This window comes from Streptomyces sp. HmicA12 (assembly GCF_000373565.1).
GTDB lineage: Bacteria > Actinomycetota > Actinomycetes > Streptomycetales > Streptomycetaceae > Streptomyces.
The window spans coordinates 31390-43889 of record NZ_KB891814.1 but is presented as its reverse complement, the minus strand read 5'-3'; the positions used below and the strand labels follow the sequence as shown (position 1 = coordinate 43889).

Here is a 12500-nt window from a genome sequence, read left to right as displayed (position 1 = left end):
GCAGCATCACCCCGCACCAGTGGAAGGACCCCGATGACCTCCCCCGCCTCCCGTTTCCCGTACGCGAAGGGCTCCGACGGCTCCCGTCGCCTCGGCTACGGCGCCGACTACAACCCCGAGCAGTGGCCGCGGGAGGTGTGGGAGGAGGACGTCCGGCTGATGCGCGCGGCCGGGGTGAACGTCGTCTCCCTGGCGATCTTCTCCTGGGCCCGGCTCCAACCGACCGCCGACACCTGGGACTTCGGCTGGCTCGACGAGATAATGGACCTGCTGCACGCGAACGGCGTCGGCGTCGACCTGGCCACCGCCACCGCGTCGACGCCGCCGTGGCTGACCACCGCGCACCCGGAGATCCTGCCGGTGACGGCGTCCGGCGAGACGCTGTGGCCGGGCGCGCGCCAGCACTGGCGGCCCACCTCGCCCGTCTTCCGCGAGCACGCGCTGCGTCTCGTACGGGAGTTGGCGACGCGGTACGCCGATCACCCGGCCCTGGTCGCCTGGCACGTCAACAACGAGCTGGGCTGCCACAACGTCTACGACTACTCGGACGACGCCGCCCACGCGTTCCGTACGTGGCTGCGGCGCCGCTACACCACGCTCGACGCCCTCAACGACGCCTGGGGGACGGCGTTCTGGTCGCAGCACTACAGCGCCTGGGAGCAGATCCTGCCGCCGCGGCTCGCCGCCTCGCACCCCAACCCCACCCAGCAGCTCGACTTCAAGCGGTTCTCGTCGGACGCGCTCAAGGAGCACCTGGTCGCCGAGCGCGAACTGCTGCGCGAGCTCACCCCCGAGGTGCCCGTCACCACCAACTTCATGGTCATGGGCGGCACGAAGGGCATGGACTACGCGGACTGGGCGGGCGAGGTGGACTTCGTCGCCAATGACCACTACGTCATCCCCGGGCCGCAGGACCGCGACGAGCTGTCCTTCGCCGCCAACCTGACGAGCGGCATCTCGGGTCACCGCCCGTGGTTCCTGATGGAGCACTCCACGAGCGCGGTGAACTGGCAGCCCGTCAACCTGCCGAAGCTGCCGGGGGAGTTGGCGCGTGACTCGCTGCTGCACGTCGCGCACGGCGCCGACGCCGTCTGCTTCTTCCAGTGGCGGCAGTCCCGGGCGGGCGCCGAGAAGTACCACTCGGCGATGGTGCCGCACGCCGGCGAGGACAGCGAGCTGTTCCGGTCCGTCGTCGCGCTCGGCCACACCCTGGAGCGGCTCGCCCCGATCGCGGGCAGCGAACGCGAACCCGCCCGCGTGGCCGTCCTGTTCGACTGGGACTCCTGGTGGGCCGTCGAGCAGGACTCGCACCCCACCTCGCGCCTCGACTACCACCGCGAGGCCCTCGACTGGTACTCGGCGCTGCTCCGCCTCGGCATCCGCGCCGACATCGTGCCCGCCCGCACCACCGACCTGTCCCCGTACGACGTCGTCGTCGCGCCCGTCCTGCACGTGATGCCGCAGCCGCTCGCCAAGGAGCTCACCCGGTACGTCGAGGGCGGCGGCCACCTCGTCACGACGTACTGCTCCGCGATCGTCGACGAGAACGACCACATCCACCTCGGCGGCTATCCGGGCGCCCTGCGCGACCTGCTCGGCATCCGCGTCGAGGAGTTCGGGCCGCTGCTCGACGGCGTCGCGGTCGACCTCGACAACGCGACCACCGGCAGCCTGTGGACCGACCGGATCGACGTCGAGGGGCCGGACGTCGAGGTCGTCGCCCGCTACCGCACCGGCGCCTACGCCTCCCGCCCGGCGGTCACCCGCCGTACGACGGGCCGGGGATCGGCCGCGTACGTCTCGACCCGCCTCGGCGTCGAGGGGCTCACCACGCTGCTGCCCGAACTGCTCGCACCCTCCGGGGTGAGCAGTGAACTCCCGGCGCAGGCGCGGGGGTTGGTGGAGCGCGTCGTACGCAGGGACGCCGGGCACCGCTACGTCTTCCTGGTCAACCGCAGCGAGGAGTCCGTGACGCTGCCGGGAGTGACCGGTGACGTGCTCGTCGGCCCGGCGGTCACCGGCGACGGGATCGTGCTGCCGCCACGCGAGGTCGCGGTCCTGCGCACGCCCGCCGTCTGACCGTCGGCCGCCCCCTGCTGTTCCAACTCACCACCCACACGCAGAAGTTGGGAGAACACGTTGGCACGCCTCACCCGCAGAGGTTTCCTCGGTGTCGCCGCAGCCACGGCGATGGCCGCGGGGACCCAGCTGTCCCTCGTACGTCCGGCGGCCGCCGCCACCGCCACGGTCACGGTCACCCCCGACCCCTCCTACCAGCACGAGAAGTTCGAGGGCTGGGGCACCAGCCTGGTCTGGTTCGCGAACGCCACCGGCCACTACCCGGACGAGATCCGTGAGCGGATCGCCGATCTGGTCTTCGGCCGCGACGGGCTCGCCCTCAACATCGCCCGCTACAACGTCGGCGGCGGCAACGCCCCGGACGTTCGGGACTACTTGAGACCCGGCGGCGCCGTCGAGGGCTGGTGGAAGGCTCCCGAGGGCACCACCCGCACCGACACGGACTGGTGGGACCCGGCGAACCCGGACCACTGGAACGAGGACGCCGACGCGACCCAGCGCTGGTGGGTGGACCGGATCAAGAAGGACATCACCCACTGGGAGACGTTCTCCAACTCGGCGCCGTACTTCATGACGGTGAGCGGGTACGTGTCCGGCGGCTTCGACGCGTCGAAGGACAACCTCAAGGAGGACTCCGTCGAGGAGTTCGCCGCCTACCTCGCCGGAGCGACCAGGCGCCTGGAGCAGGCCCACGGGATCAGGGTCAGGACCGTCGATCCGTGCAACGAGCCCAACACCAGTTACTGGGGAACCCAGTTGGGCGCCGACGGCGAGCCGACCGGTGGACGGCAGGAAGGCTGCCACATCGGCCCCGGCCTGCAGCAGAAGATCGTGCCGGCGCTGCACGACGCGCTGCGGAAGGTGCGGACCGGTGCCGTCGTCTCGGCGATGGACGAGACCAACCCGACCACCTTCGCCACGAACTGGGCCACGTACCCGGACGCCGTGCGGGACGTCGTCGGGCAGATGAACGTCCACACGTACGGCACCGGCGGCCGCACCACCGTCCGCGACCTCGCCAAGGCGGCCGACAAGCCGCTGTGGATGAGCGAGGTCGAGGGCGACTGGGGCGACGGGCAGTCCTTCACCGACATGCGCCCGGGTCTCGGCCTCGCCCAACACATCGTCGACGACCTGCGTGAACTGGAGCCCACGGCCTGGGTGTTCTGGCAGCCGGTCGAGGACTACGACAACATGAAGCCGGGCGGCGAGTCGGGCAAGGGCGGCAACTGGGGAGAGATCCAGGTCTCGTTCAGCGCCGGGCCCGACGACACCCTGGAGACCTGCCCGGTCCACACGAACACGAAGTTCGACACCGCACGGAACTTCACCCACTACATCAGGCCGGGCGACCGGCTGATCAACGTCGACGACACGAGCAGCACCGCCGCCGTCACCCGGTCCGGGCAGGGCGCCACCGTCGTCCACGTCAACAGCGCCACCGACGCGCGCACGGTCACCCTCGACCTGTCCAAGTTCGCCGCCGTACGCGGCGACGCGACCGTCACCCCGGTCGTGACCAGCGCCGACGGCAAGCTCGACACGCGGCCCGCGATCCGGGTCAGCGGCCGACGGGCCACGTTCACGGTGCCGGCGCAGTCCGTGACCTCGTTCGTCATCAAGGGCGTCTCCGGGGTCGCCAAGGACGCGGCCACCCTGCGCAGGGGCCGCACCTACGAGCTGACCGGTGTGCAGAGCGGCAAGGACGTCACCGTCGCCGACGACGGCAGCGGGCTCGTCGTCAAGACCGGCGCGGGCACGGCCGGGCAGCGCTGGCAGGTCCTGGAGACCGGCTCCAACGGCCAGGACAACCGCAGGAGTTACGTGTTCGGCAGCGCGGCCGGCGGCAAGCGGCTCGCCGTCCGCGACGACGTACCGGTCGTCGAGGCGGACCACGGCCGGCGCGACGCGGCCACCCGGTGGATCGCGTCGACGACCGGCGACGGCACGTACACCTTCGTCAACGCCGCCACCGGCAGGCTGCTGGAGGTCGGCGGACAGGCCACCGCCGACGGATCGGCCGTCACCACCTGGCAGCCCAACTCCGGTGCCAACCAGCGGTGGAGGGTCACCGACGTGACCGCGTAGCAAGGTCACCGCACGGCAGGACGGTCCGGCTCCCGCGGCAAACTGCCGCGGGAGCCGGACCGTCCCGCCGTCACAGGTGCCGCGCCCTGCGCTCCCGCAGCAGCAGCCACGCCAGGTACAGGCCGCCCCCGACACCGGTCACGACCCCCACCGGCATCAGCGCGCGCCCCGGCCGCCCGCGCCGGGCTGCTGGACTCCATCGGCGACCTCATCGACCGCTCGTACGGCGGCACGGTCACCAAGCGCTACCTGACCGAGCTCCGGGTGGCCCGCCGCACGGCCTGAACAGACCCACCCCGCAGGAACAGATTCCGCGGGAGAGGAGTTGACGCCGCCATGAGTGAGAAGCTGACCGTGAGTGTCCTCGGCACCGGGATCATGGGCGCCGCGATGGCCAGGAACATCGCGCGGGCCGGGCACACCGTCCGCGCCTGGAACCGCAGCCGCGCCAAGGCCGAACCGCTGACCGCCGACGGCGTCCGCGTCACCGACACCCCGGCCGAGGCAGTGACCGGCGCGGACGTCGTCCTGACGATGCTGTACGACGGCCCGGCCGCCCTGGACGTGATGGAGCAGGCGGCGGGAGGGCTGCGCCCCGGCACGGCCTGGATCCAGTCCACGACGGCCGGCATCGACGCGATCGGCGACCTGGCCGCCTTCGCCGCGCGGCACGAGCTGACCTTCTTCGACGCGCCGGTGCTCGGCACCCGCCAGCCCGCGGAGGCCGGCCAGCTGCTGATCCTCGCGGCGGGCCCGAGCGAACGCCGGGACGCCGTGCACCCGGTCCTCGACGCGGTCGGCGCCCGCACCGTGTGGACCGGCGAGGACGGCGCGGCGGGCAGCGCCACCCGTCTCAAGCTGGTCGCCAACAGCTGGGTGCTCGCGGCGACGAACGCCGCGGGCGAGGTCCTGGCCCTCTCCGAAGCTCTCGGCGTCGACCCCCAGTCCTTCTTCGACGCCATCGCCGGCGGCGGCCTCGACATGCCCTACCTGCACCTCAAGGCGGGCCTGGTCCGCGACGGCAACCTCACCCCGGCCCAGTTCGCGGTCTCCACCGCCGCGAAGGACGCCCGCCTCATCGTGGAGGCGGGCCGCGCGCACGGCGTCCGCCTGGACGTGGCCGAGGCGAGCGCGGCCCGCCTGGCCCGCGCCGAGGAACAGGGTCACGGGGACGAGGACATGGCGGCCGCGTACTACGCGTCGTTCGACGAGGTGTGATCAGCCGAGGCGCGGGATCTCGATGGCCGGGCACTTGTCCATCACCATCGCGAGCCCAGCCTCCCGCGTCCGCTCCCACGCCTCGTCGTCGACCACGCCCAGCTGGAACCACACCGCCTTCGCGCCGATCGCCACGGCCTCTTCGGCGACCGGGCCCGCGAGGTCGCTGTTGACGAAGACGTCGACGACGTCGACGGGGAAGGGGATGTCGGCGAGCGAGGCGTAGCCCTGCTCGCCGTGGACGGTCTCCGCCTTCGGGTGGACCGGCACGATCCGCTTGCCGAAGCGCTGCAGGACCTCGGCGACGCCGTACGCGGCCCGCGCCCGGTTGGAGGAGAGGCCGACCACGGCCCAGGTGTCGCCGGACTCGGTGAGGATCGTGCGGACCGTGGACTGGTCGCCGTACATGGTCGCCTCCTGGAGACGGGAACGAAGACGGGAACGAGGGAACGCTCCCGATGACGTAACTCCCCGCGCCGCACGGGGATTCCGCGCGGGCGTGTCAGCCGACGTGCACCCGGGGCCGTCGGTCCGGGTCGGGCTCCGCGCGGCGCAGGACCTCGCGGGTCACCGGGGCCACCTCGCCGTCGCCGAAGACGAGGAAGCGGAGCAGGTGGCTGACGGGGTGGCCCTCGGTCCAGTTGAAGTAGGCGTGCGGGACCTCGCCGGTGCGGTCGCGGAGGTTCATCAGGACCGCGGCCACCGTGTTCGGGACGCCCGGGCCGTGCACGCGCAGGCGGCGCACGCCGTGCTTCTCGTCGCCGTGCACGGTCAGGTCCTCGGTGAAGTCGGAGGAGTCCTGGATGAAGACCTCCAGGAAGAGCAGGGCTCCGTCGTCGGGGATGTGCGTGTCCTCGCGCTGGCAGGACTCCTTGGCACGGTACTCGGCGGTGGTGTGCTCCTGCGGCTCGTTGGCGATGATCCGCAGCGGGCCGCGCGCCGCCGCCTCGTCGATCAGGCGGACGGCCGCCTCGTCGTACGTCACCGCGTTCGCGCGCAGTTCGAAGGCGCGGTGGACGCGGGACGCGAAGGAGGAGACCAGGATCGCCACGATGAAGATCAGGGCGATCTTGATGCCGTCGGGGCGTTCCACGACGTTCGTGACGAGCGTGTAGGCGAAGACCGCCGTGATCGCGCCGAAGCCGATCGCCGCCTTGCGGTGGCCGCGCCGGTGCACCGCGACCGTCGAGGCGAACGAGGCGGAGAGCATCAGGACGAGGACGCCGGTCGCGTACGCGCCGGACTGGTCGTCGACGTTCGCGTTGAACCAGACGGTGATCACGACGGCCGCCGCCATGAAGACCAGGACCAGCGGGCGCACCGCCCGCGTCCACTCGGGGGCCATGCCGTAGCGCGGCAGATAGCGGGGGACCAGGTTGAGCAGGCCCGCCATGGCGGAGGCGCCCGCGAACCACAGGATGGCGATGGTCGAGATGTCGTAGACCGTGCCGAAGCCCTCGCCGAGGTAGCCGTGCGCGAGGTACGCGAGCGCGCGGCCGTTCGCCGAGCCGCCCGCCTCGAACTCGTCCTGCGGGATCAGGATCGTCGTGGCCAGGCTGGACAGGAGCAGGAAACAGCTCATGATCAGCGCGGCCGTGGTGAGCAGCTTGCGGGTGTCGCGGATCCGGCCGGCAGGCTTCGCGTACGTGTCCGAGGAGTCGCCCCGCACCTGCGGCATCACCGCGACGCCGGTCTCGAAGCCGGACATGCCGAGGGCCAGCTTCGGGAAGACCAGCAGCGCTACGCCGATCATCATGAACGGCGAGGAGTGCTCGGCCGTCATCGCGTCCCACCAGTTGGTGATCTTGACCGGCTGGGTGAAGACGTGGGCCGCGGCCGTGATCAGGACGACCACGTTCATCGCGAGATAGGCGCCGACCAGGACGACGGCGACCCGGATCGCTTCCTGGAAGCCTTTCAGGAAGACCGCGCCGAGCGCCGCGAGCAGCACGAGCGTGATCCACAGGTTGGCGTCGTGCAGCCAGTGCGGCGCGAACGGGTTCTCCACGACGTGCGCCGCCGCGTCCGCCGCCGACAGCGTCATGGTGATCATGAAGTCGGTCGCGGCGAAGCCGAGGAGGACGAGGACGAACAGCTTCCCCGCCCACCAGGGCAGCAGCCGCTCCAGCATCGCGATCGAGCCCTCGCCGTGCGGCGACTCCTTGGCCACCCTGCGGTACACGGGCAGCGCGCCCAGCAGGGTGAGTGCGATCAGGACGAGGGTCGCGAGCGGCGACAGCAGACCGGCGGCGAGGGCCGCGATGCCCGGCTGGTAGCCGAGCGTGGAGAAGTAGTCCACACCCGTCAGGCACATCACGCGCCACCACTTGTGGCCCTTGTGCTCCTGCGGGGCATGCCCGTGCGGGCCCTGATGGCGGGCCGTCTGCTCGCTCAGGCCCTCCAGCAGCCAGGATCGCCAGCGGTGGGCGCGGGCGGGCGCGGCGGCCGGGGTCTCGGCCTGGGTGCCGGTCATGTGCGGCGACTTTCTGTCGGGCGGCTCGGTCTCGTCGCCGCGCGCGTACGGCCCCCTCATGATGCCGGTGGCGGCCGGACGCGTGTGCGACGACGTGCGAGTATCCACCACATCGTCACCTGCGCACCGGGCGGGGGCGACCGCTGCGCCACCTGCGAATACGCTGGCCGGATGCAGGACGAGTACCGCACGGTGTCCCGCGAGGGCGTGCACGAGACAGAGATCAACCGTTCCCGGTTCCTGTGCGCGCTCGCGCCCGCCGCGACCGAGGAGGAGGCGCAGGCCTTCGTCGCGCGCATCCGCAAGGAGCACCCGACGGCCTCGCACAACTGCTACGCGTACGTCATCGGCGCCGAAGCCTCGATCCAGAAGGCGAGCGACGACGGCGAGCCCGGCGGCACGGCAGGCGTGCCGATGCTCCAGATGCTCACGCGCCGCGAGATGCGGTACGTCGTCGCCGTCGTGACCCGCTACTACGGCGGAGTGAAGCTCGGCGCGGGCGGGCTCATCCGGGCGTACGGCGGCGCGGTGGGCGAGGCGCTGGACGCGCTCGGCACCGTCACGCGCCGCCGCTTCCGGCTCGCCACGGTGACCGTCGACCACGGCCGGGCCGGAAAGATGGAGAACGATCTGCGGGCGACCGGACGCGAGGTGCGCGACGTCCGCTACGCGGAGGCCGTGACCATCGAGATCGGTCTGCCCGAGGGGGACGTGGAGCGGTTCCGGGCGTGGCTGGCGGACGTCAGCGCGGGGACGGCGGGCTTCGAGCTGGGCGGAGAGGCGTACGGCTGAGCCGTCCACGGTGTGGGCGGCTCTCGACGGATGTACGTGGCACCTGATTCAATCGGCGCATGGACACAGGACGGCACGACCTCACGCGGCGACGTCACGTCGACCTCGCACGGGTCAACAGCACCTCCTGTCGCATCTCGCGCTGAGCCGGTCGCCGCGCCGCCCGGCCCGCATCTGACATCCGCCGCACTCAACTGCCGCTCCCTCGCGCCCTGTTCCGGGACGCGGATCACGCCTCTCGTCCGCCGGGTCGCTGTTTCGTCGGCGAGCGCGGGCCGGTAGGGCTTCTCGCGCGGTTCCCCACGCCCCTGAAGGGCTGCGGCTTCGCCGCTCGCCTTCATCGGGGAGATGCCGCCCGAAGGGCGTGCATCTCAGGGGCGCGGGGACCTGCCCGACAAGCCCCACCGGCCCGTACCCGGCAACGAACCCCCTTCCCGCGGCGATGCGTCCCAGCCGAACCCACCCCCGCAAAGGAGTCCTCGTGGCCCTCCTCCTCACCGTCACCGGCAGTGCCTCCGCTCCCGGCACCTCCCGCACCGCCCACCTCGTGCGCGACCTCGGTCGTCAACTCGCAGGCCACGAACACGAGATACGCCATCTCGACGTCCGCTCCCTGCCCGCCGAGGGACTGGTGTCCGCCGACACCGCGGATCCCGAAGTCGCCGCGGCCGTCGACCTCGTGGCCCGCGCCGACGCCCTGATCGTCGCCAGCCCCGTCTACAAGGCCGCGTACTCCGGTGTCCTGAAGGCGTTCCTCGACCTGCTGCCGCAGTACGCCCTGCGCGGCAAGCCCGTGCTGCCGCTGGCCACCGGCGGTTCGCCCGCGCACGTCCTCGCCGTCGACTACGCGCTGCGGCCCGTCCTCACCTCGCTCGGCGCCGACGTCGCGCAGGGCTGGTTCGTCCTCGACCGGCACATCACCGTCGGCGCGGACGGTGGCGTGACTCTCACCCCGGAGACACGGGAGGCGCTCGCCCCGGTCCTCGGCCGCTTCCGCGACGCGCTGCCCACCGCGTCCCGGCTCGCCGCCGCCTGAGCACTGGACCTGGACCCCGGCCCCGGCCCCGTCCCCGGACCCGTCCCTGTCCCGGAGAGGACCCAACATGTCCCTGACCTTCCACTGGTTCCTGCCCACCAACGGCGACAGCCGCTCGATCGTCGGCGGCGGCCACGGCGTGCCCACCGGCTCGGCCGGCGGCGACCGCCCCGCCTCGCTCGCCTACCTCGGCCAAGTGGCGCGCACCGCCGAGCAGTTGGGCTTCGAGGGAGCCCTCACCCCGACCGGCGCCTGGTGCGAGGACGCCTGGCTCACCACGGCGATGCTCGTGGAGCGGACCGAGCGGCTGAAGTTCCTCGTGGCGTTCCGTCCGGGATTGATCAGTCCCGCGCTCGCCGCGCAGATGGCCGCCACCTACCAGCGCCACTCCGGCGGCCGGCTGCTGCTCAACGTCGTCACCGGCGGCGAGGACCCCGAGCAGCGGGCGTACGGGGACTTCCTCGACAAGGAGGGCCGCTACGCCCGTACCGACGAGTTCCTGCACGTCGTCCGCGCCCTGTGGCGCGGGGAGACCCTCGACTTCCGAGGGGAGCACGAGCGGGTCGAACAGGCCCGCCTCACGCGGCTGCCGGACCCCGTGCCGCCCGTCTACTTCGGCGGCTCGTCCGCGGTGGCGGGGCCGGTCGCCGCCCGGCACAGCGACGTCTATCTGACCTGGGGCGAACCGCCCGCGCAGGTCGCCGAGAAGATCGACTGGATCCGTACGCTCGCCAAGGCCGAGGGGCGCGAGGTCCGCTTCGGGATCCGGCTGCACGTCATCGCGCGGGACACGGCGCAGGAGGCGTGGGCGCAGGCGGAGCGGCTGCTGGCCGGGATCGACCCGAAGGTCGTCGCCGGCGTCCAGGAGGGCCTGGCCCGTTCGGGCTCCGAAGGGCAGCGGCGGATGCTCGCCCTGCACGGCGGCAGCGCCGACAGCCTGGAGATCTACCCCAATCTGTGGGCCGGGGTCGGCCTCGTGCGCGGCGGCGCGGGCACCGCTCTCGTCGGCTCGCACACCGAGATCGCCGACCGGATCGCCGAGTATCACGCCCTGGGAATCGACGAGTTCGTGCTCTCCGGCTATCCGCACGTCGAGGAGGCGTACTGGTTCGGCGAGGGTGTGCTGCCGGTGCTCGCCGCGCGCGGACTGTGGCAGCACCCTTCTTAACACGCCTTGAATTAAGTACGGTTGAAGCCCCCGGTGCGCTGACCGGGGGCTTTGCTGTGTTCAAGTCCTTGTGGGCGTAGATCCGTTGATGGCCATCTTGGTTTCATCTCTTGACGGCCCTGGTGCAGACCTTTAGGTTCCCGTTCGCCACAGCTTCATGAATGCACCCGCTGTTCATCTCCATGAACACCCGCACCCCCCATCGACGGCCTCCCATGAAGGGCTGTGAACCCCCTATGTCCCCCCTGCCCAGACCCGCCCCTGCGCGCTCGACCGTGCTGCGCGGCGCGCTCGCCACCGCCATGCTCGCCGCGTCGGCGAGCGCCCTCGCCGTGACACCCGCCGCCGCGGCCACCGGCACCATCACCGGACTCGGCGGCAAGTGCCTCGACGTGGCGTCGGCGAGCTCCGCCAACGGCACGGCCGTACAGCTCTACGACTGCAACGGAACCGCCGCGCAGCAGTGGACCGTCGGCACCGACGGCACGATCCGCGCTCTCGGCAAGTGCCTTGACGTCACCGGCAATTCGACCGCCAACGGGGCCAGGCTCCAGCTGTGGGACTGCGCCGGCGGCACCAACCAGAAGTGGACCGTCTCCGCCGCCCGCGACCTCGTCGGCCAGCAGTCCGGCAAGTGTGCCGACGTCACCGGCAACACCTCGGCGAACGGCACCGCCGTCCAGATCTGGAGCTGTACGGGCGCCGCCAACCAGAAGTGGACCGTGCCCAGCGGCGGCGGCACGCCTCCGGTGTCGGCGCCGATGGCCGTCGCCCCGTACCTCTACAACGGCTGGGGCAACCCGCCCAGCCCGACCACGATCATGAACGCCACCGGCGTCAAGTGGTTCACCCTCGCCTTCGTCCTCAGCAACGGCACCTGCAACCCGCAGTGGGACGGCGGCCGCCCGCTCACCGGCGGCGTCGACCAGCAGACGATCAACACCGTGCGGGCGAACGGCGGCGACGTCGTCCCGTCGTTCGGCGGCTACAGCGGCAACAAGCTGGAGAGCTCCTGCACCAGCGCCGGTGCGCTGGCGGGCGCCTACCAGAAGGTCATCGACGCGTACGGGCTCAAAGCGATCGACATCGACCTGGAGGCCGACGCGTACAGCAACGGCACCGTGCAGCAGCGCACGGTGGACGCGCTGAAGACGGTCAAGGCCAACAACCCGGGCATCAAGGTGTACGTCACCATCGGCACCGGCCAGTCGGGACCGGACACCAGCCTGATCAACCGCGCCGCCAACTCCGGTCTCACGGTCGACAGTTGGACCATCATGCCGTTCGACTTCGGCGGCGCGGGACAGAACATGGGCACGCTGACCACGAAGGCGGCCGAGGGGCTCAAGAACGCCCTCAAGAGCGCCTACGGCTACAGCGACGACCAGGCGTACCGGGGCATGGGCATCTCGTCCATGAACGGGATCACCGACGACAACGAGACCGTCACCCCCGCCGACTTCCAGACCATCCTCGGCTACGCGCAGCAGCACCACCTCGCGCGCCTCACGTTCTGGTCCGCCAATCGCGACCGGCCCTGCTCCGGCGGCTACCCGAACGACGACACCTGCTCGGGCGTGTCCCAGAGCGCCTGGCAGTTCACCGGCATCTTCGCCAAGTACACCGGCTGACGGTCCCCCCACCCC

Annotated in this window: 9 protein-coding genes; 7 read left to right on the top strand and 2 right to left on the bottom strand. The window is 71.6% G+C overall.

Translation table 11 applies throughout. The features are described from left to right. Positions 1-33: 33 nt before the first annotated feature. The 3 genes from B072_RS0123755 (at position 34) to B072_RS0123740 (ending at position 5385) form a co-directional block, all read left to right on the top strand. Positions 34-2079, top strand: a complete 2046-nt coding sequence (locus B072_RS0123755) for a beta-galactosidase (RefSeq protein WP_018532482.1) — start codon at positions 34-36, stop codon at positions 2077-2079. 60 nt (positions 2080-2139) lie between these two features. Continuing rightward, a complete protein-coding gene (locus B072_RS0123750) occupies positions 2140-4167 on the top strand; it encodes an RICIN domain-containing protein (protein ID WP_018532481.1) in 2028 nt (675 codons plus the stop codon). 336 nt (positions 4168-4503) lie between these two features. Continuing rightward, positions 4504-5385, top strand: coding sequence for an NAD(P)-dependent oxidoreductase (locus B072_RS0123740; RefSeq protein WP_018532480.1), 882 nt, complete (start codon positions 4504-4506; stop codon positions 5383-5385). On the opposite strand, the gene B072_RS0123735 is transcribed toward B072_RS0123740, so the two are convergent. Continuing rightward, entirely contained in the window at positions 5386-5793 is a 408-nt protein-coding gene (locus tag B072_RS0123735) for a CoA-binding protein (protein ID WP_018532479.1), read from the bottom strand. It lies immediately after the preceding gene. A 94-nt stretch (positions 5794-5887) separates the two neighbouring features. Further along, the gene (locus B072_RS0123730; protein WP_026246222.1) at positions 5888-7858 is read right to left on the bottom strand and encodes an APC family permease; all 1971 of its coding nucleotides are present in this window, start codon (positions 7856-7858) and stop codon (positions 5888-5890) included. A 171-nt stretch (positions 7859-8029) separates the two neighbouring features. Between B072_RS0123730 and B072_RS0123725 the strand changes: the two genes are divergently transcribed. The 4 genes from B072_RS0123725 (at position 8030) to B072_RS0123710 (ending at position 12485) form a co-directional block, all read left to right on the top strand. After that, a complete protein-coding gene (locus tag B072_RS0123725; RefSeq protein WP_018532477.1) occupies positions 8030-8650 on the top strand; it encodes a YigZ family protein in 621 nt (206 codons plus the stop codon). Between the two features lie 481 nt (positions 8651-9131). Continuing rightward, positions 9132-9686: an NADPH-dependent FMN reductase gene (gene ssuE / locus B072_RS0123720; protein WP_018532476.1), complete on the top strand. Its 555-nt coding sequence runs from the start codon at positions 9132-9134 to the stop codon at positions 9684-9686. A 67-nt stretch (positions 9687-9753) separates the two neighbouring features. Then, positions 9754-10854 (top strand): LLM class flavin-dependent oxidoreductase, encoded by a 1101-nt coding sequence (locus B072_RS0123715; RefSeq protein ID WP_018532475.1) that lies wholly within the window; start codon positions 9754-9756, stop codon positions 10852-10854. Between the two features lie 236 nt (positions 10855-11090). Then, the gene (locus tag B072_RS0123710; RefSeq protein ID WP_018532474.1) at positions 11091-12485 is read left to right on the top strand and encodes a ricin-type beta-trefoil lectin domain protein; all 1395 of its coding nucleotides are present in this window, start codon (positions 11091-11093) and stop codon (positions 12483-12485) included. Positions 12486-12500: the final 15 nt, after the last annotated feature.